Here is a 26,615-nt window from a genome sequence, read left to right on the forward strand (position 1 = left end):
AGGAGCCGACCAATGTTCAAGTCCCTCACCGCCCTCTTCCTGCTGCTCTTGCCAGCCGCAGCGCTCGCGCAGGAGCCGCCGCCGCTCGAAGTCGACGTCGTCGGCGGGCAGCAAGGCAACCAGCCGGTCGCCGTTCCAGCCATGGCGGGTGACAGCGCGACGGGCCGGAACATCTCCGCCGTCATCGCATCGGATCTGCGCTTTACCGGTGTCCTTTCGCCCATCGGGCCGACCGGCATTCGCGGCCTCGAAGTCGGCGAGGTCACCCGCCCCGACCATGCCTATTGGAACCGCGCCGGCGCGACCGCGCTCGTCTCGGGCCAGGTCGACCCGCTTCCCGGAGGGCGGATCCAGGTCAGCTGCTACCTTTTCGACACGGTCACCCGGCTCGAACTCGAGCGGCAGGGCTATGCCGTCGAGGCAGGCGACTGGCGCCGCGCTGCTCACAAGTGCGCCGACATGGTCTATGCACGCCTGACCGGCGAACAACCCTTCCTTGATACGCGCGTCGTCTACGTCGCCGAAACCGGCCCCAAGAATAATCGCGTGAAGCGTATCGCGCTGATGGACAGCGATGGCACCAATCACCGCTACCTCACCGATGGCAGCTATACCGTTGTCACCCCGCGTTTCAGCCCCGATGGGCGCCGGCTGGTCTACATGAGCTACAAGGGCCGCCGTCCGCGTGCCCGCATCATGGACCTGGTGACCGGCGAAGATCGCCTGCTGGTGCCCGGCACCGCCTTCACCTTCGCGCCGCGCTTCTCACCCGACGGACGCAACGTGGTGTTCTCGATGGGAACGCTCGGTAACAGCGATATTTACGTCGTGTCGGTCAACGGCGGCGAGCCGCGCCGCCTGACCACCGCGCCGGGTGTCGACACCTCGCCGAGCTATTCGCCCGATGGCCGCCGCATCGTCTTCGAGAGCGATCGCTCGGGCTCGCAGCAGCTTTACGTCATGGATGCCGACGGGTCGCAGCAGCGCCGCATCAGCTTCGGCGGCGGGCAATATGCCTCGCCCTCCTGGAGCCCGCGCGGCGATCTTATCGCTTACACCCGCATCGGCGGCGGCGCGTTTCGCATCGGGGTGATGAACCCTTCGGGGCGCAACGCGCGTTTGCTTACTAACAGCTGGCAGGACGAGGGTCCCAGTTGGGCGCCCAACGGCCAGTTCGTCATGTTCCACCGCACCCAGCAGGGTTCGGGCGAAGCCTCTTTGTATGCTGTGCCGATCAACGGCGGCCAGCCGCGTCTTATGCCAACCCCGCTGGGGGGATCCGATCCCAGTTGGTCGCCGTTGAAGAATTAATTGGAGAAGCAATCATGAAGAATAATAATCTGTTTTTCCTTTCCGCTGCGGCGCTCGCCATTGCTGCCTGCTCGAGCAAGGATAAGGCCGTCGAGACGGTGCCCGATGCCGGCGATACGTCGAATATCCCGGCTGCGACGGGCGATGCCGATGATGAGATGGATCTTGTCGAACTGCCCGGCGCACAGGCTGACCTGATCGCCGCTGCCGGTTCCGACACGGTCTATTTTTCGACCGATGAAAGCGATCTGGATGCCGCCGCGCAGGCGACCCTCAGGGCGCAGGCGGCGTGGATGCTGGCCAACCCCAATGTGCGCGCTTCGATCGAAGGGCATGCCGACGAACGCGGCACGCGCGAATATAACCTTGCTTTGGGTGAACGCCGTGCCAACGAAGCGAAGCAATATCTGATGGCGCAAGGTGTCCCGGAACGCCGGCTCACCACCATCAGCTGGGGCAAGGAACGCCCTGTTGCCGTGGGTTCGAACGAACAGGCCTGGGCGCAAAACCGCCGCGCCGTGACCGTCGTCGTCCGCTAGTCGGGCAACGACCAATCGAAAAAGGCCTCGGCGTCGTGCCGGGGCCTTTTTTCGTGTCAGGCGGCGCGGGCGACGCCGCTGGTCGCGGCAAGCCAGGCGCGGGCCCCGCGCTGGGCTTCGGCAATTTCGCGCGCGGTCATTTCGTAGCTGATCTCCGCGCGGCACTGCTGCGAACGGGTATCGCCGTTGAGCGCGGCGAGGTTGAACCATTTATGCGCTTCGATGAGATCGACGGCCACGCCCCCACGGCCGGTTGAATAGGTCACGCCCAGCTCGAACAGGGCTTCGACATCGCCAGCCTCGGCATCGGCCAGGCGGCTCTGGATAAGAAATTCGGCACTCTTCTGACTGATCGCCATTGGTCTTCCCCCTAGTTGTTGGGAGAACATTGCGATTCGGGTGTTAAAGAAATGGTTAACGGCAATTCACCATAAGCCGATCACGCCGCCAACTTGACCTCGAAATTGTCGATAAGTCGCACTTTCCCAAGAAAAGCGGCGGCGATCAGCCGACCCTCGTTCGCGCGCTCGTCCAGCGGCTCGAGCGTATCGGGATCAACATATGCGACATAATCGATAGGCCCGAACCCGGCCTTCGTCAGCTTGGCGCGGGCGCCTGACAGCACTGTCTTCACCTCTTTGCCAGCCAGGATATCGCGCCGCGCTTCCTTGAGCGCGTGATTGAGCACTACCGCGGTCGTCCGCTCGTCGGATGACAGCAGCGCATTACGCGAACTCATCGCCAGGCCGTCTTCTTCGCGCACCGTCATATGGCCAACGATATCGACGCCAAGGTTGAGATCGCGGGTAAAGCGCCGGATCAGCGCGAGCTGCTGGAAATCTTTTTCGCCGAAGATGGCGAGATCGGGCCGCGTGTTGGTGAACAGCTTGGTGACGACCGTCGCAACCCCATCGAAATGGCCCGGACGATGTTCGCCTTCCCAGCGCTCGGTGATGCCGTCGACATGGACGGTTGTAGCAAACCCTTCCGGATAGAAATCCGCGGCGCTCGGCATCCACAGAAGGTCGCAGCCTGCACCTTCCAGCTTCCTGGCATCCGCGTCTTCATCGCGCGGATAGCGATCGAGGTCGGCCTTGTCATTGAACTGGAGCGGATTGACGAAGATCGACGCGACCACCTTGTCGGCGCGCGCACGCGCCTCGCGCACCAGCGCAAGATGGCCTTCATGAAGCGCCCCCATGGTCGGCACCAGCGCCACCGTGCCATGCGACCTGAGCGCGCTCATCGCCAGACCCAAGCCCTTCAGACCATGAATGATTTGCACCGCGCGCGCCTCTCGCCTACCCCATAAGTCGAAGAGTTTGTTTAGGGGGCGAAGGGGCGATGGGCCAGCCGCATTTCATTGTTTTTGCCAACGAAAAGGGCGGGACGGGAAAATCCACGACCGCCGTTCATACCGCGATCGCGCTCGCCGCATCGGGGCACAAGGTCGCCGCGCTCGATCTCGACGAACGCCAGCGCACCATGACGCGCTATCTGGAAAATCGCAGCGAGACAGTCACTCGGCAGGACAAGGATCTGCCGCAGGCCAACTATGCGGTACTCGAGGGACGCACGGTCGATGAATTCAACGCCGCGATCGACCAGCTAGCGGGCGATGCCGACGTCGTCATCATCGACACGCCGGGCCGCGATGACGAGATCGCCAAGGCCGCGATCCTGATGGCCAATACGCTCGTCACGCCCATGAACGACAGTTTCGTCGATCTCGACCTGATCGGGCAGGTCGATCCCGAAACCTACAAGATCAAGCGCCCCAGCTTCTATGCCGAGCTGATCTGGCAAAGCCGCACCAAGGCAGCGAGCGCGACCGGACGCAGCGTCGACTGGGTCGTGCTGCGCAACCGTCTCCAGCATATCGACAGCCACAACTTGCGCCGCGTCGGCGCTGCGCTCGACGAACTGGCGCGCCGCGTGGGCTTCCGCGTCATCCCGGGGCTTAGCGAGCGCGTGATCTACCGCGAGCTATTCCCGCAGGGCCTGACCATGCTCGATATCGGCGAATTTGGCGACACCAGCCTCAGCCATGTCGCCGCACGGCAGGAACTGCGCGAAATGGTCGCCGGGCTCGGCATCGAGAGGCCTGCGGGCCCTGCGCTCGTGGTCAACGGCTAACGCGCAAATGAGCCACGAATTCGATCCGTCCATCCTGCGGCAATATGATATTCGCGGGGTCGTGGGCGAGACATTGTCCGAAGCCGATGCCCATGCCCTCGGCCGCTCCTACGCGACGATGGCGGGCGGCGAAGGCCGCGTTGCCGTCGGCCGCGACGGCCGCGATCACTCGCCCGGGCTTGAAACGGCGTTGGTCTCCGGATTGGCCGCGGGCGGCATGGATGTCGTGCGCGTCGGCTTGGGTCCGTCCCCGATGCTCTACTTCGCCACGGCGACGCTCGACGTGATCGGCGGCATCCAGGTCACCGGCAGCCACAATCCCGGCGACTATAACGGCTTCAAGATGCTGCTGGGCGGCGACAGCATCCATGGCGAAGCGATCCAGCGCCTGGGGCGCATCGCCGCGCGCGGCGACTGGACCGAAGGACGCGGCACCATCGAGGAGACGCAAGTCGAAGACGCCTATGTCGACCGCTTGGTCGAAGATTTCCGCGGCGGCGAGTTCAAGATTGGCTGGGACGCGGGCAATGGCGCCGCCGGGCCCGTGCTCGACAAGCTGCTCGAACGACTCCCGGGCGAACATTACGCCATCTTCACGCAGGTCGACGGCAGCTTTCCCAACCACCACCCTGACCCCACGGTCGAGAAGAACCTCGCGCACCTCAAGGAGCTCGTGGTCGAAAACGGGCTCGATTTCGGTCTCGCCTTCGATGGCGATGGCGACCGCATCGGTGCGGTTGATGGGAAGGGCCGCGTCCTGTGGGGGGACCAGTTGCTGATGCTGCTGGCAGCGCCCGTCCTCGAGGAAAATCCCGGCGCCACCATCATCGCCGACGTCAAGGCGAGCCGCACCTTCTTCGAGGACGTGGCGGCCAAGGGCGGTGCGCCGCTCATGTGGAAAACCGGGCATAGCCTGATCAAGGCCAAGATGAAGGAAACCGGCGCGCCGCTCGCGGGCGAGATGAGCGGCCATATCTTCTTCAAGCATCGCTGGTACGGCTTCGACGACGCGCTCTACGCCTCGGTCCGCCTGATCGAAGCTGTCGCTGCATCGGGCAAAAGCCTGAGCCAGTTGCGCGACGCCATGCCGCACACCGTCTCCACCCCCGAAATGCGCTTCCCCGTTGGCGACAACGACAAGTTCCAGGTGATCAACGACCTGCTGCGCAACCTGCGCGATGCGGGTGTAGAGATCGACGAGACCGATGGCGCACGCGTGTCGACCGAGGACGGCTGGTGGCTGCTGCGTGCCTCCAACACGCAGGACGTGCTGGCCGCGCGCGCCGAAGCCAACGATGCAGCCGGTCTCGACCGGCTGGTCGCGCAGATAGACGCGGAACTGGGAAAACTCGGCGTCAGCCGCAGCTAGTCGTCTTCATCCTCGCGCCCGATGAGGTTAAGCTGGCGCGACTTGATCTGGTTGATCATGCACCAGTGCATCAACGCATCTTCGCGCCCGTGCGTGATCCAGACTTCCTTGGGGTTCACTTCGCGGATCGTGGTCGTCAGCTCGTCCCAATCGGCATGATCGGACATGATCAGCGGCAATTCGACATTGCGTTGCCGCGCCCGCTGCCGAATACGCATCCAGCCCGAGGCCATCGCGGTGATCGGCTCGGGCAGGCGACGCGACCAGCGATCGTTAAGCGCACCGGGCGGGCAGATGACGATATGACCGCGCATTTCGTCCTTGGTCGCCTCGGAAACGGGACGCAGCTCGCCGAGATCGACGCCGAGCTCCTCATAGAGATTGCACAGTCGCTCCATCGCACCGTGATAATAGATCGGCGCATCGTGCCCCATTTCGCGCAGTTCCTTGATGACCCGCTGCGCCTTGCCGAGCGCATAGGCCCCGACCAGCACGCAGCGCGTCGGCTCGGCCTCCAGCCGGTCGAGCAGCTTGCGCACCTCGTCGCTCGTCGGCGGATGGCGGAAGACGGGCAGTCCGAAGGTCGCTTCGGAAATGAAGATGTCGCACGGCGTCACCTGGAAGGGCGCGCAGGTCGGATCGGGGCGGCGCTTGTAGTCGCCAGACACGACCACGCGCTCGCCCTCATATTCCAGCAGGATCTGCGCCGAACCCAAAACATGTCCGGCCGGGATGAAGGTCACGTCGACCTCGCCGACGCGCACCGTTTCACCATGTTCGACGGGCACGGGGTTCTGCTCGCCGTAGCGAACGCCCATGATCGCCAATGTCTCGGGCGTCGCCCAGACCTGCCCGTGCCCGCCGCGGGCGTGATCGGCGTGGCCGTGCGTCACCAGCGCCTTTTCCTTGGCCTCGGACGGGTCGACCCATGCGTCGGCGGGGCGCACATAGATGCCTTCGGGAAAAGGCTCGATCCAGGATCCGAGGCGGGGCATACCGACTATTAGTGGTTGAAACGTCAGCCGGGTTCCCGCGTTGATAGCGAAAGAAAGGAATTTTCCATGGAATTTGGCCTCGCCACCACCGCCCTCGTGGGCTTCGTCCTGCTCGCCATCGTCTTCCTGATCGTGATCCGGAAGAACAAGACAAGCGACGTTCCGATCGAACGCACCGAACAGGCGACCAAGGAGCTTTACGAAGAAGAGCATGAAGACGGCCAGCGCCATGGGGGCAACGCCTGAGCCAAGCGCTTCCCGCTATTATCGATGACTGGCTGGCGCGGCGCGAATGGCACTTGCGCCGGCACCAGCTCGATATGCTGGAGGCAGCGCGTGCCGGCGACCATGTGCTGCTGGCTGCGGCAACGGGTGCAGGCAAGACGCTGGCTGGCTTCCTGCCCTCGATTGCCGAACTGATCGAGGCACCCGCCGACGGCCTCCACACGCTTTATATCAGTCCGCTCAAGGCGCTCGCGGTCGACGTCCAGCGCAACCTTCTCGAACCCATCGAGGAAATGGGGCTCGATATCCGCGTCGAGACGCGATCGGGCGACACCCCCTCCAACCGCAAGGCGCGTCAACGCGCGCGTCCCCCTCAGATGTTGCTGACCACGCCCGAGAGCCTCAGCCTGCTGCTGAGCTATCCCGAGGCAGCGACGATGTTTTCGGGGCTGAAGACAATCATCGTCGACGAAATCCATGCCTTCGCCAAGGAGAAGCGCGGCGACCTTCTGTGCCTCGCGATGGCGCGGTTGCAGCGGCTCGCGCCGGGCCTGCGCCGCGTCGGTCTGAGCGCCACGATCGCCGACCCCGATGCGTATCGCGCCTGGCTCGCGCCCGATGGCGTGATCGACGATGTCCGGCTGGTCGAGGGCGAGCCGGGCGCGGTGCCCGACCTGTCGATCCTCGTCCCCGAAGACCGCGTTCCCTGGTCGGGCCATTCGGGTCGCTATGCCGCAGGCCAGGTGATGCAGCTGATCGAGGAGCACGACGCCTCGATCATCTTCACCAATACCCGCAGCCTGGCCGAACTCATCTTCCAGGACCTGTGGAAAGCTAATGACAAGCAGATCCCCATCGGCGTCCATCATGGCAGCCTGAGCCGCGAGGCACGCCGCAGGGTCGAGGCCGCCATGGCCGGGGGGCGCCTTAAGGGCCTCGTCGCCACCGCCAGCCTCGACATGGGTCTCGATTGGGGCAATGTCGATCTGGTCGCGCAGATGGGCGCGCCCAAGGGATCGAGCCGATTTCTCCAGCGCGTCGGCCGCGCCAACCACCGGCTCGACGAAGCCAGCAAGGGCATGATCGTGCCGGGCAACCGCTTCGAATATCTTGAAGCGCGCGCCTGCCTCGATGCAATCGACGACGGCGAACTCGATCCCGACATCTTCCGCGAAGGCGCGCTCGACGTCCTTGCCCAGCATGTCATGGGCATCGCGTGCGCCGGGCCGTTCGACGAGGCCGAATTGCTCGACGAAGTGCGCTCGGCGCTGCCATATTCGGCGCTTACGCAAGAGACGTGGCGCCGCGTCCTCGAACTCAACGCCACCGGCGGTTATGCGCTGCGCGCCTACGACAAGTATAAGCGCCTGGTCGAAGACAGTCCGGGAAAATGGCGTATCACCCGTCCCGCCATCGCGGCAGCACATCGCCTCAACGCCGGCGTCATCGTCGACAACACGATGATGGACCTACGCTTCAAGAACGGGCGCCATATCGGACGCGTCGAGGAAAGCTTCGCGTCCACTTTGACGCCCGGCGACGCCTTCTTTTTCTCGGGCATCAGCCTGGAGGTCGAAGGCTTCAAGGAGCAGGACATCATCGTGCGCGCCTCCAAGCAGGTCGGGCGGATCGTCAGCTATGGCGGGCAGCGGATGAGCATGTCGACGCACCTTGCCGAACGCGTGCGCGGCTTTCTTGCCGATCGCAGCAGCTGGCAGCGTTTCCCCGATGACGTGCGCGAATGGCTCGACGTGCAATCGCGGCGCTCGATCCTGCCCGAACCGCACGAACTACTGGTCGAGACCTTCCCGCACGAGGGGCGCCATTACATGACCGTCTACGCGTTCGAAGGCTGGAACGCGCACCAGTCGCTCGGCATGCTGGTGACCAAGCGCATGGAAGCGGCGGGTCTCAAGCCGCTGTCGTGGGTGGCGACCGACTATGCGCTCGCGACCTCGAGCCTCGAGCCGGTAACCGATCCGCAAGCGCTGTTTTCGCCCGACATCCTCGAAGACGAATTCAAGAGCTGGATCGAGGAATCGCACCTCCTCAAGCGTGCCTTTCGCGAGGTCGCGGTCATTGGCGGGCTGGTCGAACGCCAGCATCCCGGCAAGCGCAAGACCGGCAAGCAGGTCAGCTTCTCGACCGACCTTATCTACGACGTGCTCAAGAAGTACGAACCCGATCATCTCCTCATGCGCGCCGCCTGGGACGATGCCCGCGCCCGCATGACCGAGCTCGGCCGCCTCGTCCGCCTCGTCGACCGCGCTGCCGACACCATGGTGCACGTCACAGCCGAGCGGGTGACCCCGATGGCGGTCCCGCTGATGATGAATATCGGGCGAGAGCAGGCGCCGGGCAGGGCTACCGATGAGGCAATTTTGGCACAGGTCGAAAAGGAATTGGTCGCACAGGCCATGCGACTGGACTGATATTAACCACTTTCACAGCCATTTCGGCTATGCGGTCGACATGCGTATCATGTTCCTCCTGCCCGCCGCCTTTGCGTTGCAGGGCTGTGTCGTCGGTACCGTGGTCGATACCGCGGTCGATATTGTGACGTTGCCGGTCGATGTCGCGTCAAAGGGCGTCGACCTTGCCACCACGAGCCAGAAGGAAGCCGACCGCAACTACGGCAGGAAGGTCCGCAAGGCCGAAGAGGAATATGGCAGGGACCTGCGCGAATGGCAGCGGGCGTGCGAAAAAGCGCTGACGCGCGGCGATGACTGCGACGATCGGCCCTCGTTCGAAATGCCGCGCTAGACGCGGCCGCCGGTTGAGCGCATCTAGTCCCCGATGCGTTATTTCCTCGACACCGAATTTGATGGCTTTGGCGGCGCCCTGCTGAGCCTCGCGCTCGTGCCCGAGGATGGCGGCGAGGAATTCTATGCGATCATCAAGCATGACGTGATCACCGATCCGTGGGTGGAGCGCAACGTCCTGCCCTATCTCAACACCGTGCCCGAAGCGCTCAAGGAATTGCCCTTGTCGCGGAGCGATGCCGCGCACGCGCTCGCCGCCTATCTGGCGCATGATGACGAACCGCTGATCGTCGCCGACTGGCCCGAAGATCTGGCACAATTCTCCATGCTGCTTCTGGTCGGCCCCGGGCGCATGGTGACAATTCCGCCCTTCACCTTGCAGATGATCGACCTCTCAGGCTTTTCGACCGCTGCCAATAGCGAAGTACCGCATAACGCGCTCCACGATGCGCGGTCGCTACGCGATCATGTGATAAATCACTTGGAGTGAATCGGGTCGCATGATTATGAGAGGGCCATGGTTCCCCTTTCGTTCTCTGGCCGAAACTTTCGCGTGACGCGCACCGGCGGGCTGTTCTGGCCCGAGCGTGAAGCACTGCTGGTCGCTGATCTGCATCTCGAAAAAGCAAGCTGGTTCGCGCGCTTCGGGCAGATGCTGCCGCCATATGACAGTCACGCAACGCTGGAATTGCTGGAAGGCGACATCGACGCGACGGGCGCAAAGGCGGTCTATTGCCTGGGCGACAGTTTTCACGACAGCTTTGGCTGCGACCGGCTCCCCACCGCGGCGCGCGACTTGCTCACTAGCCTGACCGAAAGCGTCGATTGGGTCTGGATAACCGGCAATCATGACGCCGGCATGATCGATCACTGCGGCGGGCGGATCGAGATCGAGATGGTGGTCGACGGCCTGGTGCTGCGCCACGAGGCCGAGGCGAATGAAACGCGGCCCGAACTGTCGGGTCATTTCCATCCCAAGCTACGCGTGAAGGCACAGGGACGCCGCGTGTCGCGTCGCTGTTTCGTAGCGAGCGACACCAAGATGATCCTGCCGGCTTACGGCGCGCTGACCGGCGGTCTCGATGCCCAGCATCCCGCGATCATGAAGGCGCTTGGCGGCCGCGCCGAAGCGCTGGTGCCGATCACCGATCGCCTGCTCAAATTTCCGGTGGCCGCCTAGGCCAATCGCGCTTTTACGAGCCCGCGCAGGCTCGACCCGATATAGAAGCCGTGGCCCAGGTCGCCCGCGACCAGCACGCCTTCCTCCGCCTTGCCTTCTTCGATCATCTGCTGGCGCAACACGCCCGGGAAAACACCGGCTGACAGCGGCGGGGTGATCAATCGGTCCCCGCGCGGCACGAAGATATTGGCGCGGCTGGTTTCGGTGAGGTGACCATCTTCGTTGACGAAGGCCACGTCGGCGGCGCGGCTGGCCCGACGCGGCGCATCGTAGAAATCGCGATCGGTCGTCTTGTGGCGCAGGCGAAAATCATCCTTCGCGACGCCGAGCGTCTTGACCTCCACCGGCACCGGTTCTTCCCCCAATTCCTCGATCAGCGACACCGAAATCGCCAGCGCACCCGATGGCGAGAGCAGCAGCCGGACCTTCGCGGCGTGGCTTTGCGAGAAAGTCGCCGCCTGTAGTTCGTTGCGCGCGGCATGGCGGTCGAACGCGAAGCCGAGTTCGCTTGCCGATGCTTTCATCCGCTCGAGATGTGGTTCGAGCGAGACGATCCCTTCGCTCGGATCGTAGCGCATCGTTTCGATCAGATCGAAATTGCGTGCAGTCTCACTCACGAAAGCCCCCTTCAGAAGGCACTCTGCCCATTCGGCATCGCTTTGGGAATCCACCACGAGCCCCGATCCTAATCCGAGCCGCGCCTGTGGCCTTCCCGATACAATTTCGATTGTGCGGATGAGGACATTGAAGGCTGCATCGCCCGCAGACCCATCGGCATTCGGCGGATCGATCCAGCCCATTGAACCCGTGTAGGCACCACGCGGCTCGGGCTCGAGCTGACGCAGCGCCTGCATCGCCGCGATCTTGGGCGCGCCGGTAACCGATCCGCACGGGAAGATGGTTTCCAGGACGTCGATCGCGTCGAACCCATCGCGCAGCGTCGCCGTCACCTCGCTCACCATCTGGTGAACGGTGGGATAATGCTCGATCGCGAACAGGCGCGGGACCTCGACGCTACCGGTTTCAGCCACGCGCGCGAGGTCGTTACGCAGAAGGTCAACGATCATCAGATTTTCCGCGCGCTGCTTCTCGTCTTCTGCAAGCGCCTTGGCCTCGGCGGCGTCGGCGCCTGGATCCGGATGCCGGCGCGCTGTGCCCTTCATCGGCAGCGCCGTGAGCTTGCCGCTTGCAAGCTTGAAGAATTGTTCGGGCGAAAAGGATGCCAGCGCGCCATCGTCATGCACGCAAATGCCGCCCCATGCACCGCCGCCGCGGCGTCGCAACGCGGCATAAAGCGCCGGCATCGAACCGGCGACTTCGACGTCGCACCCGAAGGTCAGGTTGGCCTGGTAGTGATCGCCCGCGAATAGTTGCTCGCGGACCGTTTGCACGGCGGCGGCATAGCGTTCCTTGGTGATCCGTGGGCGCGGCGGCAGCCAGCTTGCGCTGCCTTGCCGGGCCAGGACGGCATCACGTTCTGGCGCATCCAAAAGCTGCACTTCTTTAAAGAGCCCGAAACACAGCAGCGGCCCGTCACAGCTGCGGAAATGCGGCGCCAACGCGGGATCGAGCGCATAGCCTGCTTCATAGGCGATGAAGCCCGCGGCATGATGCCCCCTGCCAAGTCCCGCGCGCAGTTGCTCCAGTGCCGGGCGCACTTCCTCCGGACGATGCGCGGCGACCATCGCGACCGGATCGCGATAATGGCGAAACGGGCCCTGGGCGCCCGCGCGCGCGTCGTCGAAAAGCATCCACATTGGCATGGCTTTGGCGCGTCGCGTCGCACCCGTCCAGCTTTCGACGAACGGCGCTTGCGTGTCGCTTTGCGCTCTGCAACCTTTCGCGCTGACACAGACACGGGGAAATGATCATGAAGCTTCACCGCGCGGCGCTTGGCGCCTTGCTTGCAACCGCCTCCTCCATCGGGTTTGCCCAAGCCGTGCCCAAGCCGGCTGAACTGACCGCCAGCGGCATGCCATCGATCCCCACCGAGCTGGCCGAGAAGACCCGGCCCTACCTCGAATATCGCACCGCGGGCTTTGGCGGTTGGGATGCGTCGGATCGGTCGATGCTGATTTCGACCCGCTTCGGCAATGTCAGCCAGCTGCACCGCGTATCGATGCCGATGGGGATGCGCCAACAACTCACCTTCGAAGCCGAACCGGTCGGCGGAACCGTCGATCCGACGGGCAGCACCATCGTCGTGTCCAAGGATGCGGGCGGCAGCGAATTCTCGCAACTCTACCGTTGGGAAGATGGCTCGCTGGTGCTCCTCACCGATGGCGAAAGCCGCAACGGCTTTGGCGGCTTCAACGAAGAAGGCGATCTCATCCTCTTCAGCTCGACCAAGCGCAACGGGCGCGAGGGCGACATTTACGTGATGAACCCGAGCGACCCGTCAACCGAACGCATGGTCTTCGAGGCCCCGGGCGTCGGCTGGTTCCCCGGCGGTTTCAACGAAGCCGGCACGCACGCGATCGTCATCAAATACACCTCGGTCACCGACATGGACCTTTATACGATCGATCTCGCGACAGGCGAACTCGATGCCGTGCGCGATCCCGATGGAGACGACTGGGCCTTTGGCGGCGCTGCCGAAGCGGCCGACGGCTCGCTGTTCATTGCCGCCGATATTGACAGCGATATCAAGCGTCTCGGCAGAATGGATATCACGACCGGCGACTTCACGCCGATGGGCGATTTTGGCGGCTGGGAAGTCACCAGCCTCGATATCAACGAGGACAAGACCATGCTCGCCGTGGTGACCAACGAGCGCGGTTCGAGCCAGCTGTGGTTCTACGACATCGCCAGCGGACAGGAACGCAAGGTCGACACTCTTCCGCCCGGCCTGATTGGCGGGGTGGAATTCGCGCCATGGGGACCGCTTGGCTTTACCTTTACCAGTGCCACAAGCCCGTCAGACGCCTACTCGATCGATCCCCAAACCTTAGAGGTCACTCGATGGACCAAGTCGGAAACCGGCGGGCTTGATCCTGAAGTCAATGTCGAGGCCGAGCTTGTCGAAGTCGAAAGCTTCGATGGCGAAAAGGTGTCGGGCTGGCTCTACCGCCCCGACCCCGCCAAATTTCCGGGGGAGCGTCCGCTGATCGTCTCGATCCACGGCGGGCCCGAAGGCCAGTTCCGCCCCGGTTTCCGCGGCTCTTCGAATTATTACCTCAACGAGCTCGGGATCGCGCTTTTCTATCCCAACGTGCGCGGCTCGACCGGTTTCGGCCGGCGTTTCGTCAGCCTCGATAACGGGCCCTTCCTGCGCGAAAATAGCGTCAAGGATATCGGCGCCTTCCTCGACACGTTGAGCGCCGATACCGCCATCGACAGCGAGAATATCGGTGTCACCGGCGGCTCCTATGGCGGCTACATGTGTTATGCCTCGATCCTGGCCTATAAAAACCAGCTCAACGGCGCGCTGTGCAACGTCGCCATCTCCAATTTCGTGACCTTCCTGGAGAATACGCAGGACTATCGCCGCGATCTGCGCCGCGCCGAATATGGCGACGAGCGCGATCCCGAACAGCGCGCCAAGCTCGAGGCGATCTCGCCGCTCAACCGTATCGAGGACGTCGAAGACCCGCTGTTCGTCATCCAGGGCGCCAACGATCCGCGCGTGCCCAAATCCGAGGCCGACCAGCTGGTCGAGCGCGTTCGCGCCAACGGCCAGGATGTCTGGTACCTCGTCGGCGAGAATGAAGGCCACGGTTTCCGCAAGAAGGAAAACCGCGACTATCAATTCTGGGCCAGCCTGCTGTTCTGGGACCAGGTGCTGAACCAGGGGGACGGTGAATGATCTTCGAACTGTTGGCGGGCGCCGCGCTCGCGGCCCAGCCTGTCATCGACACCGACACGCGCGAACGGATCGACCGCATCCTCGCGCAGACACCGCTGGTCGACGGGCATAACGACCTACCGATTGCTGCCCGCTTTCGCCGCGATAGCGAAGTGACCAACCTGGAGGCGGGTAGCGAACCGCTGCACACCGACATGGACCGCCTCAAGGCTGGCGGCGTGGGCGCGCAGCTCTGGTCGATCTATATCCCGGCGAGCGTCACGGGCGATGAAGCCGTGCGCTACACGCTCGAGCAGTTCGACATCACCGACCGGCTGATCGCGCACTATCCGGACACGCTCGAATGGGCGAAGACGGCCGCCGCCATCGAACGCATCCACGCCAGCGGCAAGATTGCCTCGATGGCGGGGATCGAGGGCGGCCATCAGATCGGCAACGGCAATCTCGCGGTCCTGCGCCAATTCAAGCGGCTCGGCGCGATCTACATGACGCTGACCCACGGCCGCACCACCGGCTGGGTCGATAGCGCCACCGATGATCCCAAGCATGACGGCATCAGCGATTTCGGCAAATCGGTGCTCGAAGAGATGAACCGCATCGGCATGCTGATCGACCTGAGCCATGTAACAGAAGCGGCGATGCACGACGCGCTCGACGTGACGAAGGCGCCGGTCATTTTTTCGCACTCATCGGCGCGCGCGCTGGGAAGCCACCCGCGCAACGTGCCCGACAGCGTGCTCGAACGCCTGCCCGACAATGGCGGCGTGGTGATGGTGACCTTCGTGCCGAGCTTTCTCGACGATGCCATCTGGCAGCACGGCGCCAACCGCGATGCCGAAGAAGCGCGGCTCGACTCGCTCTACACCGGCAATCCCGAGGGAAAGGCCGCAGCGCTGGCGGCGTGGGACGAGGCCAATCCGCGCCCTGTCACCTCGGTTGCGCGCGTTGCCGATCATGTCGAGCATATTGCGCGCGTCGCGGGCTACGACCATGTCGGCATTGGCGGCGACTTCGACGGGATAAGCACCACCGTGCCCTATCTCGACAGCGTCGATGATTACCCCAACCTGCTTGCCGAGCTGATCGACCGCGGCTGGACAGACGAACAATTGTCGGCACTGGTCGGCGGCAATTTCCTGCGCGCCCTTCGCGCCGCGGAAGCCGTCGCCGCCGAGATGCCCAACACCGATGCAGTGCTTGGCACCGCGCCGATGGCAGACTAAAGCGCTCGCCACCATGAGCGAACCACCCCTCAAGCTGGCAATCCTGCCGGTCACGCCGTTGCAGCAGAACTGCACGCTGATCGTGTGCACGAAGACGGGCAAGGCGGCCTTCACCGACCCCGGCGGCGATATCGAGCGCTTGAAGCAGGCGCTCGCCCAGTCGGGCTACGAGCTGGAAAAGATCCTGCTCACCCACGGGCATATCGATCATTGCGGGCAGGCGGGCATCCTCGCGAAGGATCTGGGCGTGCCGATCGAGGGGCCGCACGAGGATGACCGCTTCTGGATCAGCCGTCTTGAGGACGATGGCCGCAAGTACGGGATCGAGGGCAAGCCGTTCGAAAGCGATCGCTGGCTCGTCGATGGCGACCAGGTGACGGTCGGCGACCTTACGCTCGACGTCTATCACTGCCCGGGCCACACGCCGGGCCACGTGGTCTTTCACCATCCCGAATCGAAGCTCGCGATCGTTGGCGATGTCCTGTTCAAAGGCTCGATCGGGCGTACCGACTTCCCGATGGGCAACCACCAGGACCTGCTCGATTCGATCGTGCAGAAGCTCTGGCCGCTGGGCGGCGACACTGCATTTGTCCCGGGCCATGGCCCGATGAGCAATTTCGCTACGGAAAGAGCCTCCAATCCCTTCGTTGGCGATAGCGTGCTGGCGCAAGCCTGACGCTTGCCTTTGTCGCGCTTTGCGCTATAGACCCGCCCAGCGCGACCATCCGCCCGACTCATGGCGCGGATCGTCGCTAATTTTTTTGATCATTAAGAGGTAGTGCGGTCATGGCCGTCCCTAAGAGAAAAACCACGCCGTCCAAGCGCAATATGCGCCGCAGCCATCACGCGCTGAAGCCGGCGGCCTTCCAGGAATGCCCGAACTGCGGCGAACTCAAGCGCCCGCACAATATGTGCGACGCGTGCGGCCACTATAACGGCCGCGAAGTCATTTCTCCGGAAGACTAAGCCCTTACAGTGAGCTCCACCCCCAGGATCGCGATAGACGCCATGGGTGGGGATGTCGGCCCCGCGGTGAAAATCGCGGGGGCTGCACTCGCGCGTAAGCACGACTCGGACGTCCGCTTTCTCCTCTACGGTGACGAAGCGGAAATGCAGCCCGAAATCGATCGCCACGCGAACCTTCGCGGCGCCGTCGAAATTCATCACACGACAGAAGCTATCGCCAGCAGCGAAAAGCCGAGCCAGGCCATCCGCCGCGCCAAGGGCACGTCGATGGGCATGGCGATCAACGCGGTGAAAAACGGCGAAGCCGATGCCGCCATGTCGGGCGGCAATACCGGCGCGCTGATGGCGATCGCCAAGCTGGCGCTGCGCACCATGCCGGGCATCGACCGGCCCGCGCTTTCGGCGCTGCTGCCGACGCTGGGCGATCATGACCTCGTGATGCTCGACCTTGGTGCCAATACCGAATGCGACGCGCAGAACCTTGTCCAGTTCGCCGTCATGGGTGCTGCCTATTCGCGCACCGTCCATGGCATCCATCGCCCGCGCGTCAAATTGCTCAACATCGGCACCGAAGAGCTAAAGGGCACCGATGAATTGAAGGAAGCCGCGGCAATGCTTCGCGATGCCGAATTCCTCAAGATGCAGTTCAATGGCTTCACCGAGGGCGACAAATTGTCGCGCGGCGATGTCGACGTTGTCGTGACCGATGGTTTTTCGGGCAATATCGCGTTGAAGACCGCCGAAGGAACAGCGCGCTTTGTCACCGATCTCTTGCGCAATGCCTTCAAATCCAGCCTGCGGTCCAAAGCTGGGTTCGCGCTGTCGCGCCCGGCGCTCAAACTGCTCAAGGTCCATCTCGACCCCAACAACCATAATGGTGCCGTATTCCTGGGGCTCAACGGGCTGGTTGTGAAAAGCCATGGCGGAGCGAGCGAAAAGGGTGTTGCCAACGCGATCAGCGTGGCCGCATCGATGGTGCGCAATGACATCACGCGCAGGATCGCCGAAGACCTCGACAATTTTCAGGCGCACACCTTCAACGGCGGTGCCGAGTAATGCGTAGCGTCATTCTCGGCTCGGGCTCTGCGCTTCCCAAGCGGGTCGTCAGCAACGCCGAACTGGCCGAAAAGGTCGACACCTCCGACGAATGGATCGTCGAGCGCACCGGGATCCGTCAGCGCTATATCGCCGACGAGACCGAGACCACGGCGACGCTCGGCACCGATGCCGCGAAAAGAGCGCTCGATGCGGCGGGCATGGCGGCGGACCAGATCGACCTTATCGTTGTCGCCACCGCAACGCCCGACAACACCTTCCCTGCCACCGCGACCAAGATCCAGGCGCTGCTCGGGATCGATGACTGCATCGCCTTCGATGTCGCCGCGGTGTGCACCGGCTTTCTCTATGCGTTGAGCGTGGCCGATTCGATGCTGCGCGGCGGCAATGCCAAGCGCGCGCTCGTCATTGGTTCGGAAACGTTCAGTCGCATCCTCGACTGGGAAGATCGCACCACCTGCGTGCTGTTCGGCGACGGCGCGGGCGCACTCGTGCTCGAAGCGCGCGACGGGGACGCGGGCATCCTCACCACCAAATTGCATGCGCAGGGCAAGCACAATAATCTGCTCTATGTCGACGGTGGCCCCTCGACGACGCAAACCGTCGGCCACCTGCGCATGAAGGGCCGCGAGGTCTTCCGCCATGCGGTGGTCAACCTCGCCGAAGTGCTCGAGGAGACGCTGGGCGAAGTCGGTCTTTCCAACAGCGATATCGACTGGGTCGTGCCGCACCAGGCTAACCAGCGCATCCTCGATGCCACCGCCAAGAAGCTGGGCCTGCCGCGCGAAAAGGTCATCATCACGGTCGACCAGCACGCCAATACATCGGCCGCCTCGGTGCCGCTGGCGTTCGATGTTGCGGTGCGCGACGGGCGCATCAAGCGCGGCGACCTTGTCGTCATGGAAGCGATGGGCGGCGGCCTGACTTGGGGTGCGGCTGCGCTTCGCTATTGAAATCGCTCAAAAATTCGGCAAGAGTTCCCCCGTCGAGCTTGAATCGACAGGATTTTTTCTTCGCGGCCCTCTCCTGAGGGCGCTAAATTGGGGGCGAAGCGATTATGGCGGATTTGGGGGTGGCTCGCATGGGTCAGGATGAAGATACCGGCACGCTGACGCGGGCCGATATGGCGGACATCGTGCACAACAAGCTGGGACTTAGCCGCGCGGAATCGGCGACGCTGGTCGAACGCGTGCTCGCGCATATGTGCGAATCGCTGTCCAACGGGACCAACGTCAAGATTTCAGGCTTCGGAAGCTTCGTGCTGCGCGACAAGGGCGAGCGCATCGGACGCAATCCCAAGACCGGCGTCGAAGTGCCGATCGCGCCGCGCCGCGTGATGACCTTCCGTGCCAGCCAGATCATGCGGGACAAGATCGCTGGCTAAGGAACCGGGCGCCTTTCTGACCATCGGCGAGCTCGCCGAGGAGCTTGGCGTCGGCCAGCACATCCTGCGCTATTGGGAAGGCAAGTTCCCGCAACTCTCTCCGCTCAAGCGCGCGGGCAACCGACGCTATTACCGCCCCGCCGATGTTGCGATCGCGCGGCGCATTCACAGCCTGCTCAACAATGAAGGCTACACGGTAAAGGGCGCGCAGAAGGCGCTGCGCGAACGCGGCAAGCCCGATCCCGCACCTGTTGCGGCCCCGGCACCGGCAGAGCAGCGCGGCGTCTCGCTCGACCGGCTGCGCGTCCTGCGCAACCGTCTCCAACAGGCGCTCAACGCCTAGAGATCCTTGGGGCGCGTAAAGGACAGCAGCCGTCCGCTGCCTTCCTTGAGTTGAGACCAACCTCCATCGAATTCGATATGCGCCAGCCCCGCGGTCGGGAATTTATGCGCCAAAGCGTCGCGATCGGGATGCTCTTCGCCATCGGTAAGCCCGAGCGCAAGGTAATGGAGCCCCGGATTATGCCCCACCAGGAGGATTCGCGCGGCGTCGCCGCCATGCTTGCGTAGCAGCGCGACAATCTCGCCCACGCTGGCGCCGTAGAGTTCGGGTCCGAACTGCGCGGCCGGCAGCTCCGAGGCGCCCTTGCGAACGCCTTCGAGCGTTTCCACCACCCGGCGCGCCGAGCTGGCGAGAATCTTGTCGACCGGGCCTTTGCGCGAAATCAGCTTGCCCATTTCCGGCGCGGCCTTCTGCCCCCGGCGGTTGAGTGGCCGGTCGAAATCACGCAATGACGGGTTTCCCCAGTCAGACTTGGCGTGCCGCAGGATCAGCAGCTCGGGCATCGCTCATTCCTCCAACGCCGCCCTCGCCCGCCAATCCCGCCTTTACGCGCGCGATGGCTTCGTCGAGTGGCAGCCGGTGCACGCCCACCCCGGGCGGGAATGCAGTCAGCAGCCGTGATGGCGTCGCAGCGGACAATAGCACGAAATAGCCCCGATCGCCCGCTCTCCTCACGAGCCTGCCGTAAGCTTGCGACAATTTGGCGCGCACGACGCGATCGTCATAGGCGCTGCCGCCCCCTGCAAGCCGCCGCGCCGCGTGCAGCACGGTGGGGCGCGGCCATGGTACGCGCTCCATGACCACGAGGCGCAGGCTTTCGCCCGGCACGTCGACGCCGTCGCGCAACGCGTCGGTGCCGAGCAATGATGCGCGCGGATCATCGCGAAAGATGTCGACCAGCGTCCCGGTATCGATGGGATCGACATGCTGGGCGTAGAGAGGCAACCCCGCGCGCGCGAGCCGATCGGCGATCCGCGCATGGACCGCGCGCAGACGCTTGATCGCGGTGAACAGCCCCAGCGTCCCCCCACCCGCGGTTTCGATCAACCGCGCATAGGCACCCGCCAGCGCCGGAATATTGTCGCGGCCAAGATCGTTGACGATCAGAACTTCTGTATTGGCCGCATAGTCGAACGGACTTTCGGCCTCGAAATGCGCGGGGTCATGCGGCAGGTGCTTAGCCCCCGTGCGCGCTTCGGCGACGTCCCATTCCTCCGCACCCTTGAGCGTCGCCGATGTCACCAGCACGCCGTGCGCCGGCTCGAGCACGACGCGCGCGAGCGGGCGCGTTGGATCGAGCCAATGCCGGCGCATGCCGATATCATATTCGCGTCCCTCGACCCGATCGATCGCCAGCCAATCGACGAAATCGGGATCGCTGGTGCCGCCCACGCGCCCCAGCATCGCCATCCATGCCGCCACCGTCTCGCGTCGCCAACCGAGCGCCATGATCGAGCCCTCGACGCGCGCCCGCGCCTGGCTGTCGAGCCAGTCGGGGGCATCCTCCAAGATGGCTTCGAGCCGCTTGGAGAGCACCGCCATCGGCCGCGCCATCGCTTCAAGCGCTTCGAGCGCCGCGGCTGCACTTTCGATGATGTCGGCATCGGGTTCGGCTAGTTCGGTTTCCAGCCCGTAGCCCGCGTCCTGCGCCTTGGCGCGCGCATAGACGAGGCCGCGCACCGCCGCGAAGAACTTTTCGAACGGTCCCCACGGATCGCCCTCGGCAATGCGCCCCAACCAGTTGTCGCTGTTGAGCTGCTGCGCGCCTTTGACCACCTCGTCGAGCGCCCGCGCGCCTTCCTCGTCATAGCTGGCGACATCCATCAGACGCGCCTGCAGCCCGCGGCGGCGCCCGCGTGACTTGCCTTCGGGCCCGATTACCCAGCGCCTGAGCTCGATCGCCTCGCGCCCGGTCAGGTGCGCTGCAAAGGTGCTGTCGGCGGCATCGAACAAATGGTGGCCTTCGTCGAACACCAGCCGCGTCGGCGTCCCCGGGCGCCCGCGCGCAGCGTTGACCATCACCAGCGCGTGGTTGGCGATGACGAGGTCGGCCTCGCGTCCCTTGCGTTCGGCATGCTCGATGAAACAGCGGCGATAATGCGGGCACCCGGCATAGACGCATTCGCCGCGGCGGTCGGTCAGCGCGGTCGCCCCGGCGCGGCGAAACAGGCTGGTCAGCCAACCCGGCAGGTCGCCGCCGACCATGTCGCCATCCTTGGTATAGGCGGCCCAGCGCGCCACCAGTTGCGCGAGGATCGCGGCCCGCCCGGCAAAACCGCCCTGCATCGCATCTTCGAGATTGAGAAGGCACAAATAATTCTCGCGACCCTTGCGGATGACGATCCGCTTTTCGCGCTCGTCCTTGTCGGGAACCAGCCGATCGCCCTCGGCATCGAGCTGCCGCTGCAACGCCTTGGTGTAGGTCGAGACCCACACGGTCCCATCCGCCTTCTCGGCCCAGAGCGAGGCTGGCGCGAGATAGGCGAGCGTCTTGCCGATACCCGTTCCGGCGTTGGCAAGCAGCATGTTGGGCTCGCCCTCACGCATTCGGGGGTCGAAGACCTTCGCAGCTTCGCCCGCCATGGCGCGCTGCCCATCGCGTGCCTCGGCGTCCTCGCCAAGCAAGTCGGATAACCGCGCCTGCGCAGCCTCGGGCGCGATCTTGACCGTTCGCGGCGGCGTCACTTCGGCGTTTTCGTCCCATTCGGGCAGGCGGGTGAACAGGCTGCGCTCCATCGTGCCGGGCGCGCGCAGACGTTCGCCGACCAGCCGCGCCCACGGCCAGCCCGCGCGGGTCAGCGCCAGGTTGACCGTCCAGGCGCCCTCACGCTCAAACCAGGCGCTATCGCCCATTCGGCCCAGCAGCCGCCCGGCGATTGCCTGCAACAGCCGCGTCGCTTCAAGATCGTCCTGCGGGGGTTCCAGCCCTGCTGCACGCGCCATCCCTGAGACGGTCGGCACGGCAAAGCGCGCCGGATGCACGAAGGCGAACAATTCGAGCAGGTCGAGCCCCGAGATTTCGGGATAGCCCAGCCGTCCGCCGACCAGCGGCGCGTTCAGGATGATGTGGGGAGTTTCGGCCGCGCGCGCGACAGCCTCGCCGCGCCCGACAGAGCGCACCTCGCCCGCGGCGTCGGCCAGCCAGATGCCGGCGTGGGTGGCGTGTAACGCAGGAAGGGGCAGCAACTCGGCCACCCCTTCCCAATGTCTCAATGAGAACGAAAGGGCAACGCCCCTTCGTGATTACTCTTCGCGAACGGTCGTCGTGGTCGTCGTCGCGCTAGTGTCGCCCGACGGTTCGCGGCGCTTGGTGTTGGTAATGGTCGACATGATGCCGAGACCGACCAGCACGACCGCGCCAACAAGAATCCACGTCTGCGGGATGCCGGCCAGCATCGCGCCGTAAGCAAGGCCGCCAACGACGACCAGGAAACCGATGAAATAGACAAAGCTCGTGTTCATAAGACTGCTCCCTTCGCGCAGTCCTACGCCGCAACTGCGATCCGGTTCCCGCGAGTCTCGTCTTGCAACGCATCGCCGCCGCCCTTAGCAGGTGCAGCATGACCGATACGCAAACCCTCCGCGACGCCGCAATGAAGAACAAGGCCTGGCCTTATGAAGAGGCGCGGCGCCTGCTCAAACGGCGCAAGCCGGAGGGCGAACCGATGGTATTCGAAACCGGCTATGGCCCCTCGGGCCTGCCGCATATCGGCACGTTCAACGAAGTCCTGCGCACGACCATGGTGCGCCAGGCCTATGAAGAGCTGACCGGCGGCGCGCCGACGCGGCTGATCGCCTTCAGCGACGACATGGACGGGCTGCGCAAGGTCCCCGACAACGTGCCCAACCGGGAAATGCTGGCCGAGCATCTCGGCAAGCCGTTGAGCCGTATCCCCAACCCCTTCGACAGCGAGAACGAAAGTTTCGCCGCGCACAATAATGCGATGCTGCGCCAATTCCTCGACAGCTACGGTTTCGATTACGAATTCGTCTCGGCATCGGACAAATATAATTCGGGCGCATTCGATGAAGCGCTGAAGAATGTGCTGCGTCACAACCAGGACATTCTCGATATCATGCTGCCGACGCTGCGCGAGGAGCGGCGCGCGACCTATTCGCCGATCCTGCCGGTGTCACCCACCACCGGCCGCGTGCTGCAGGTCCCGGTCGAAGTCATCGACGCCGACGCAGGCATGATCGCGTTCGAGGATGAGGACGGCAGCCGTGTCGAACAATCGGCGCTCGGCGGCAATGCCAAGTGCCAGTGGAAGGTCGATTGGGCGATGCGCTGGGTCGCGCTCGGCGTCGATTACGAAATGTACGGCAAGGATCTGACCGATAGCGGCGTCCAATCGGGCCGCATCGCCAAGGTGCTTGGCGGGCGCAAGCCCGAAGGCATGATTTACGAGATGTTCCTCGACGCCAATGGCGAGAAGATTTCAAAGTCGAAGGGCAACGGCCTGTCGATCGATGAATGGCTGACCTATGGCAGCCGCGAGAGCCTCGCCTTTTACATTTATCGCGAGCCCAAGAAGGCCAAGAACTTGCACCTCGGCCTCGTGCCGCGCGCGGTCGATGAATATTGGCAGTTCCGCGGAAATTATGCCGACCAGCCGATCGAGAAGAAGCTCGGCAATCCCGTGCACCACATCCACAATGGCGATGTGCCCGAGAACACGCTGCCGCTCACCTACGGCCTGCTGCTCAATCTCGTCAGCCTGCCGGGCGTGCAGGACAAGGACATCGCATGGAAATTCGTCCAGCGCTATGAACCGAATGCTAATCCCGAGACCGATCCCGAGCTCGACGAGTTGATCGGTCTTGCGGTCAACTATGCCCGCGATTTTGTGATGCCGGGACTAAAGCGACGCGCGCCCGATGACATGGAAGCGAAGGCGCTCGCGGACCTCGATGCGGAGCTTGCGAAAATCGACGAGGACACGCCCGCCGAAGACATCCAGAATATCGTGTTCGAAGTCGGCAAGCGCTTTGAATTCGAGAGCCTGCGCGATTGGTTTAAGGCACTATACGAGACCCTGCTCGGATCCGAGCAAGGGCCTCGCATGGGAAGCTTCATCAAGCTCTACGGCATCGACAATGCGCGAAGGCTGATTGCCGAAGCTCTAGCCTTATAGGCTATTCTTCTTCGCTGTTTTGAACCGGATCGGTTGGCTGTTTGCCGCCGGCCTTGGGCGCATCGGGGTCATTCTTCTCGACATAGTCCTTGTCGCCAAGGGGATTTGTCGCGTCGCCTTTCTGACTGTCAGGCTGGCTGCGCTGGCCAGGGGCACCGGTCGAGCGGACCGAGGGTCCGCCGGTTCGCGCTTGTGCGGGGTTGCTGTTGACATCGGCCATGTGGGGCCTCCTTTCGTTTTCTGTGAAAGAAGCGCCCCAGCATGGCTTTGGTTGCTCTATGCGCCGCCCGATGCAATCCAGTCGTCGATCTTCTTTTCGAGCACCGGCAGCGGAAGCGCGCCGGTCATCAGGATCTGGTCGTGGAATTTCTTGATGTCGAAATCGTCGCCCAGCGCGGCCTTGGCCTTGTCGCGTAGTTCCTGGATCTTGAGCGCGCCCACCTTGTAGGCCAGTGCCTGCGTCGGAATGGCGATGTAGCGCTCGACCTCGCTGGTCGCATCGGTCTCGCCCATGCCCGAATTGTCGAGCATGTAGGCAATCGCCTGTTCGCGCGTCCATCCCTTCGAATGTAGCCCGGTGTCGACGACGAGGCGCATCGCGCGCAGCATTTCATCGTTCAGCGTGCCGAAGCGCGGGTAGGGATCGTCGAACAAGCCCATGTCGTAGCCCAGCGTTTCCGAATAGAGCGCCCAGCCTTCGACATAGGCGGTGTTACCGCCAAAGCGCATGAAGGCCGGCAGGTCTTCGTTTTCCGCCGCCAGCATGATCTGGAAGTGATGCCCCGGCGCGCCTTCATGCAGGTAAAGCGTGACGTTGCCCGGTGTCGTGCGGCTCGGCAGGTCGTAAGCGTTGAAATAGAAGATGCCCGGGCGCGAACCATCGGGATTACCCTGCTGGTAGGAGCCGCCCGCCTGGAACTGCTCGCGGAACGGCTCGTACGGACGGATCTCCAGCGGGGTCTCGGGGATCGTATTGAAATAGTCGCCGATCATCGTGTCGACGATCTTGCCGATGCGATAATAGTCCTGCGTCAGCCATTCGCGGCTTTCGGGCTTGAACTGCTCGTCGGTGCGGATGAAGTCGAAGAATTCCTTGAGCGTTCCGTCGAACCCGACCTCGCGTTTGACCTCTTCCATGCCCTCCCGGATGCGCGCGACTTCGCGCAGACCCAGATTGTGAAGATAGTCGGCGCTCAGCGGGAGCGTGGTCGAATCCTCGATCATCATTTCGTACAGCTTGGCGCCGCCCTTCATCTGCGACAGGCCAACACTGTCGCGCGCGACCGGGAGATATTCATCGCGCAGGAAGTCGCGCAGGCGCTGGTGCGCGGGCCGCACGACATTGCCGACGACGTCGGCATATTCAGCGCTGAGCCGTTCCCTCTCCGCCTCACTGAAGCTTTCGGGAAAATTATTGACCGGCCCCATCAACGGCGATTGCGCGAGCGGGAGCGCCAACTGCGTGTCGAGCTGCGAGATCACGTTGGCGATCGTCAGCTTGGTTTCCAGCACTCCGCTATCCATTCCCTGGCGAAACTTGGCGATCACACGGTCGTTGAGCGCCGCATATTGGCGGTGCCGCTTCAGATTGTTTTCGTAATCCTCGACCGTGTTGAACGGTGCGGCGCCCTGTGCGCTGGCGAAGGTCGGATAGAAGGTATGAAAGCCCGCGAAATGGTTGACCGGTCGCACTTCCGTGAGTGCCAGTATTTCTGGCTCGTAGCCTTCCAGCGTGTTTTCGCGGTTATACTCGAACACGTCATAGGCGATCTGGTCGGTCGGCGAGAGTGCCTCGCGCGGGATCGCGCGCAGCGATGCCAGCTCATCCTTCGCCGCCGCGATCTCCGCGGCGTTATATTCGGGCGTCAGGTAATTTCCGAGCTGATCAGCGTAGCGCAGGTCTCCGCGGAACAGGGCGTTCAGGGGGTTGCGCTTGAGATTGGCCTGGTCGCTGGCCTCGAACAGGGCAAACAGCGCATCGTGCGCCTCTTCCTCGCTCATGGTCGTCGCGGCCGGCGCTGGGGCAGCGGATGCGGTAGCGGCGCTTGGCGCCGCCATGTCGTTGGTGGTGCAGGCCGCCAACATTGCGGTGCTCGACAGAAGTAGAAGATGCTTCATGGAATATTCCCCGTGATTGTCCGCCGCCTCATAGACGCCGGCTGCATCGAAGAAACGCGCTATGGCAT

The 26,615-nt window shown here is 63.7% G+C and carries 27 protein-coding genes; 18 read left to right on the forward strand and 9 right to left on the reverse strand.

Annotated features, from left to right (window positions below):
• Positions 1 to 12: 12 nt before the first annotated feature.
• On the forward strand, positions 13 to 1,311 hold the full coding sequence (gene tolB, locus NUX07_RS11060; protein WP_265530633.1) for a Tol-Pal system beta propeller repeat protein TolB: 1,299 nt from the start codon (positions 13 to 15) through the stop codon (positions 1,309 to 1,311).
• A 14-nt stretch (positions 1,312 to 1,325) separates the two neighbouring features.
• On the forward strand, positions 1,326 to 1,850 hold the full coding sequence (gene pal / locus NUX07_RS11065) for a peptidoglycan-associated lipoprotein Pal (protein WP_265530634.1): 525 nt from the start codon (positions 1,326 to 1,328) through the stop codon (positions 1,848 to 1,850).
• Positions 1,851 to 1,906: 56 nt separating this feature from the next.
• Here the strand turns inward: pal and NUX07_RS11070 are convergent, their stop codons facing one another.
• On the reverse strand, positions 1,907 to 2,209 hold the full coding sequence (locus tag NUX07_RS11070; protein ID WP_265530635.1) for a hypothetical protein: 303 nt from the start codon (positions 2,207 to 2,209) through the stop codon (positions 1,907 to 1,909).
• Between the two features lie 80 nt (positions 2,210 to 2,289).
• Positions 2,290 to 3,135 carry a pantoate--beta-alanine ligase gene (panC, locus tag NUX07_RS11075; protein WP_265530636.1) on the reverse strand — a complete coding sequence of 282 codons (846 nt, stop codon included), beginning with the start codon at positions 3,133 to 3,135 and terminating at the stop codon, positions 2,290 to 2,292.
• A gap of 59 nt (positions 3,136 to 3,194) precedes the next feature.
• On the opposite strand from panC, the gene NUX07_RS11080 reads away from it, so the two are divergent.
• Both NUX07_RS11080 and pgmG read left to right on the forward strand, forming a co-directional pair.
• On the forward strand, positions 3,195 to 3,986 hold the full coding sequence (locus NUX07_RS11080) for a division plane positioning ATPase MipZ (protein ID WP_265530637.1): 792 nt from the start codon (positions 3,195 to 3,197) through the stop codon (positions 3,984 to 3,986).
• Positions 3,987 to 3,993: 7 nt separating this feature from the next.
• A complete protein-coding gene (pgmG, locus tag NUX07_RS11085; protein WP_265530638.1) occupies positions 3,994 to 5,355 on the forward strand; it encodes a phosphoglucomutase/phosphomannomutase PgmG in 1,362 nt (453 codons plus the stop codon).
• Here pgmG and NUX07_RS11090 read toward each other — a convergent pair.
• Positions 5,352 to 6,350 (reverse strand): ligase-associated DNA damage response exonuclease, encoded by a 999-nt coding sequence (locus NUX07_RS11090; protein WP_265530639.1) that lies wholly within the window; start codon positions 6,348 to 6,350, stop codon positions 5,352 to 5,354. The two genes, pgmG and NUX07_RS11090, sit on opposite strands and share 4 nt — an antisense overlap.
• A 66-nt stretch (positions 6,351 to 6,416) precedes the next feature.
• Between NUX07_RS11090 and NUX07_RS11095 the strand changes: the two genes are divergently transcribed.
• Genes NUX07_RS11095 through pdeM form a run of 5 tightly spaced genes read left to right on the forward strand, consistent with a single transcriptional unit; the run spans position 6,417 to position 10,517 of the window.
• Complete coding sequence (locus NUX07_RS11095; protein WP_265530640.1) at positions 6,417 to 6,596, forward strand: hypothetical protein; 180 nt, start codon at positions 6,417 to 6,419, stop codon at positions 6,594 to 6,596.
• Positions 6,593 to 9,007, forward strand: coding sequence for a ligase-associated DNA damage response DEXH box helicase (locus NUX07_RS11100; RefSeq protein WP_265530803.1), 2,415 nt, complete (start codon positions 6,593 to 6,595; stop codon positions 9,005 to 9,007). Before NUX07_RS11095 ends, NUX07_RS11100 begins: the two co-directional genes overlap by 4 nt.
• A 40-nt stretch (positions 9,008 to 9,047) precedes the next feature.
• Entirely contained in the window at positions 9,048 to 9,338 is a 291-nt protein-coding gene (locus NUX07_RS11105) for a hypothetical protein (protein ID WP_265530642.1), read from the forward strand.
• Between the two features lie 33 nt (positions 9,339 to 9,371).
• Positions 9,372 to 9,827 (forward strand): 3'-5' exoribonuclease, encoded by a 456-nt coding sequence (locus NUX07_RS11110; protein WP_265530643.1) that lies wholly within the window; start codon positions 9,372 to 9,374, stop codon positions 9,825 to 9,827.
• A gap of 27 nt (positions 9,828 to 9,854) precedes the next feature.
• The gene (gene pdeM / locus NUX07_RS11115) at positions 9,855 to 10,517 is read left to right on the forward strand and encodes a ligase-associated DNA damage response endonuclease PdeM (RefSeq protein WP_265530644.1); all 663 of its coding nucleotides are present in this window, start codon (positions 9,855 to 9,857) and stop codon (positions 10,515 to 10,517) included.
• Here pdeM and pabB read toward each other — a convergent pair.
• Positions 10,514 to 12,274: an aminodeoxychorismate synthase component I gene (gene pabB, locus NUX07_RS11120; protein ID WP_265530645.1), complete on the reverse strand. Its 1,761-nt coding sequence runs from the start codon at positions 12,272 to 12,274 to the stop codon at positions 10,514 to 10,516. The two genes, pdeM and pabB, sit on opposite strands and share 4 nt — an antisense overlap.
• Before the next feature lie 113 nt (positions 12,275 to 12,387).
• Here pabB and NUX07_RS11125 point away from each other — a divergent pair, with 113 nt between their 5' ends.
• The 8 genes from NUX07_RS11125 (at position 12,388) to NUX07_RS11160 (ending at position 19,294) form a co-directional block, all read left to right on the forward strand.
• Positions 12,388 to 14,322, forward strand: a complete 1,935-nt coding sequence (locus NUX07_RS11125) for a S9 family peptidase (protein WP_265530646.1) — start codon at positions 12,388 to 12,390, stop codon at positions 14,320 to 14,322.
• A complete protein-coding gene (locus NUX07_RS11130) occupies positions 14,319 to 15,545 on the forward strand; it encodes a dipeptidase (RefSeq protein ID WP_265530647.1) in 1,227 nt (408 codons plus the stop codon). Before NUX07_RS11125 ends, NUX07_RS11130 begins: the two co-directional genes overlap by 4 nt.
• 13 nt (positions 15,546 to 15,558) lie before the next feature.
• A complete protein-coding gene (locus NUX07_RS11135; protein WP_265530648.1) occupies positions 15,559 to 16,221 on the forward strand; it encodes an MBL fold metallo-hydrolase in 663 nt (220 codons plus the stop codon).
• Between the two features lie 110 nt (positions 16,222 to 16,331).
• A complete protein-coding gene (rpmF, locus tag NUX07_RS11140; protein WP_265530650.1) occupies positions 16,332 to 16,511 on the forward strand; it encodes a 50S ribosomal protein L32 in 180 nt (59 codons plus the stop codon).
• 9 nt (positions 16,512 to 16,520) lie between these two features.
• Complete coding sequence (gene plsX / locus NUX07_RS11145) at positions 16,521 to 17,567, forward strand: phosphate acyltransferase PlsX (RefSeq protein ID WP_265530651.1); 1,047 nt, start codon at positions 16,521 to 16,523, stop codon at positions 17,565 to 17,567.
• A complete protein-coding gene (locus tag NUX07_RS11150; RefSeq protein WP_265530652.1) occupies positions 17,567 to 18,520 on the forward strand; it encodes a beta-ketoacyl-ACP synthase III in 954 nt (317 codons plus the stop codon). The genes plsX and NUX07_RS11150 overlap by 1 nt, the downstream gene beginning before the upstream one ends.
• Before the next feature lie 104 nt (positions 18,521 to 18,624).
• On the forward strand, positions 18,625 to 18,951 hold the full coding sequence (locus tag NUX07_RS11155) for an integration host factor subunit alpha (RefSeq protein WP_265530653.1): 327 nt from the start codon (positions 18,625 to 18,627) through the stop codon (positions 18,949 to 18,951).
• Entirely contained in the window at positions 18,944 to 19,294 is a 351-nt protein-coding gene (locus NUX07_RS11160) for a MerR family transcriptional regulator (protein ID WP_265530805.1), read from the forward strand. The genes NUX07_RS11155 and NUX07_RS11160 overlap by 8 nt, the downstream gene beginning before the upstream one ends.
• On the opposite strand, the gene NUX07_RS11165 is transcribed toward NUX07_RS11160, so the two are convergent.
• Genes NUX07_RS11165 through NUX07_RS11175 form a run of 3 tightly spaced genes read right to left on the reverse strand, consistent with a single transcriptional unit; the run spans position 19,291 to position 22,756 of the window.
• Positions 19,291 to 19,797 (reverse strand): SixA phosphatase family protein, encoded by a 507-nt coding sequence (locus NUX07_RS11165; RefSeq protein ID WP_265530654.1) that lies wholly within the window; start codon positions 19,795 to 19,797, stop codon positions 19,291 to 19,293. The genes NUX07_RS11160 and NUX07_RS11165 overlap by 4 nt on opposite strands.
• The gene (locus NUX07_RS11170; RefSeq protein ID WP_265530655.1) at positions 19,760 to 22,489 is read right to left on the reverse strand and encodes an ATP-dependent DNA helicase; all 2,730 of its coding nucleotides are present in this window, start codon (positions 22,487 to 22,489) and stop codon (positions 19,760 to 19,762) included. Before NUX07_RS11170 ends, NUX07_RS11165 begins: the two co-directional genes overlap by 38 nt.
• A gap of 48 nt (positions 22,490 to 22,537) precedes the next feature.
• Positions 22,538 to 22,756: a hypothetical protein gene (locus NUX07_RS11175; protein WP_265530656.1), complete on the reverse strand. Its 219-nt coding sequence runs from the start codon at positions 22,754 to 22,756 to the stop codon at positions 22,538 to 22,540.
• 98 nt (positions 22,757 to 22,854) lie between these two features.
• Here NUX07_RS11175 and NUX07_RS11180 point away from each other — a divergent pair, with 98 nt between their 5' ends.
• A complete protein-coding gene (locus NUX07_RS11180; RefSeq protein WP_265530657.1) occupies positions 22,855 to 24,429 on the forward strand; it encodes a lysine--tRNA ligase in 1,575 nt (524 codons plus the stop codon).
• Between the two features lies 1 nt (position 24,430).
• Here NUX07_RS11180 and NUX07_RS11185 read toward each other — a convergent pair whose 3' ends face one another.
• Positions 24,431 to 24,649 (reverse strand): hypothetical protein, encoded by a 219-nt coding sequence (locus tag NUX07_RS11185; RefSeq protein ID WP_265530658.1) that lies wholly within the window; start codon positions 24,647 to 24,649, stop codon positions 24,431 to 24,433.
• Positions 24,650 to 24,705: 56 nt separating this feature from the next.
• Positions 24,706 to 26,547 carry a DUF885 domain-containing protein gene (locus NUX07_RS11190; protein WP_265530659.1) on the reverse strand — a complete coding sequence of 614 codons (1,842 nt, stop codon included), beginning with the start codon at positions 26,545 to 26,547 and terminating at the stop codon, positions 24,706 to 24,708.
• Positions 26,548 to 26,615: the final 68 nt, after the last annotated feature.

The sequence above is a fragment of the Sphingomicrobium marinum genome (assembly GCF_026157105.1).
Taxonomy (GTDB): domain Bacteria; phylum Pseudomonadota; class Alphaproteobacteria; order Sphingomonadales; family Sphingomonadaceae; genus Sphingomicrobium; species Sphingomicrobium marinum.

Excerpts from the sequence above, each read along its gene's own strand:
- tolB (WP_265530633.1), top strand. The coding sequence starts at position 13 with ATGTTCAAGTCCCTCACCGCCCTCTTCCTGCTGCTCTTGCCAGCCGCA.
- pal (WP_265530634.1), top strand. The coding sequence starts at position 1,326 with ATGAAGAATAATAATCTGTTTTTCCTTTCCGCTGCGGCGCTCGCCATT.
- NUX07_RS11070 (WP_265530635.1), bottom strand. The coding sequence starts at position 2,209 with ATGGCGATCAGTCAGAAGAGTGCCGAATTTCTTATCCAGAGCCGCCTG.
- NUX07_RS11080 (WP_265530637.1), top strand. The coding sequence starts at position 3,195 with ATGGGCCAGCCGCATTTCATTGTTTTTGCCAACGAAAAGGGCGGGACG.
- pgmG (WP_265530638.1), top strand. The coding sequence starts at position 3,994 with ATGAGCCACGAATTCGATCCGTCCATCCTGCGGCAATATGATATTCGC.
- NUX07_RS11090 (WP_265530639.1), bottom strand. The coding sequence starts at position 6,350 with ATGCCCCGCCTCGGATCCTGGATCGAGCCTTTTCCCGAAGGCATCTAT.
- NUX07_RS11095 (WP_265530640.1), top strand. The coding sequence starts at position 6,417 with ATGGAATTTGGCCTCGCCACCACCGCCCTCGTGGGCTTCGTCCTGCTC.
- NUX07_RS11105 (WP_265530642.1), top strand. The coding sequence starts at position 9,048 with ATGCGTATCATGTTCCTCCTGCCCGCCGCCTTTGCGTTGCAGGGCTGT.
- NUX07_RS11110 (WP_265530643.1), top strand. The coding sequence starts at position 9,372 with ATGCGTTATTTCCTCGACACCGAATTTGATGGCTTTGGCGGCGCCCTG.
- pdeM (WP_265530644.1), top strand. The coding sequence starts at position 9,855 with ATGGTTCCCCTTTCGTTCTCTGGCCGAAACTTTCGCGTGACGCGCACC.
- pabB (WP_265530645.1), bottom strand. The coding sequence starts at position 12,274 with ATGTGGATGCTTTTCGACGACGCGCGCGCGGGCGCCCAGGGCCCGTTT.
- NUX07_RS11125 (WP_265530646.1), top strand. The coding sequence starts at position 12,388 with ATGAAGCTTCACCGCGCGGCGCTTGGCGCCTTGCTTGCAACCGCCTCC.
- NUX07_RS11130 (WP_265530647.1), top strand. The coding sequence starts at position 14,319 with ATGATCTTCGAACTGTTGGCGGGCGCCGCGCTCGCGGCCCAGCCTGTC.
- NUX07_RS11135 (WP_265530648.1), top strand. The coding sequence starts at position 15,559 with ATGAGCGAACCACCCCTCAAGCTGGCAATCCTGCCGGTCACGCCGTTG.
- rpmF (WP_265530650.1), top strand. The coding sequence starts at position 16,332 with ATGGCCGTCCCTAAGAGAAAAACCACGCCGTCCAAGCGCAATATGCGC.
- NUX07_RS11150 (WP_265530652.1), top strand. The coding sequence starts at position 17,567 with ATGCGTAGCGTCATTCTCGGCTCGGGCTCTGCGCTTCCCAAGCGGGTC.
- NUX07_RS11155 (WP_265530653.1), top strand. The coding sequence starts at position 18,625 with ATGGCGGATTTGGGGGTGGCTCGCATGGGTCAGGATGAAGATACCGGC.
- NUX07_RS11165 (WP_265530654.1), bottom strand. The coding sequence starts at position 19,797 with ATGCCCGAGCTGCTGATCCTGCGGCACGCCAAGTCTGACTGGGGAAAC.
- NUX07_RS11175 (WP_265530656.1), bottom strand. The coding sequence starts at position 22,756 with ATGAACACGAGCTTTGTCTATTTCATCGGTTTCCTGGTCGTCGTTGGC.
- NUX07_RS11180 (WP_265530657.1), top strand. The coding sequence starts at position 22,855 with ATGACCGATACGCAAACCCTCCGCGACGCCGCAATGAAGAACAAGGCC.
- NUX07_RS11185 (WP_265530658.1), bottom strand. The coding sequence starts at position 24,649 with ATGGCCGATGTCAACAGCAACCCCGCACAAGCGCGAACCGGCGGACCC.
- NUX07_RS11190 (WP_265530659.1), bottom strand. The coding sequence starts at position 26,547 with ATGAAGCATCTTCTACTTCTGTCGAGCACCGCAATGTTGGCGGCCTGC.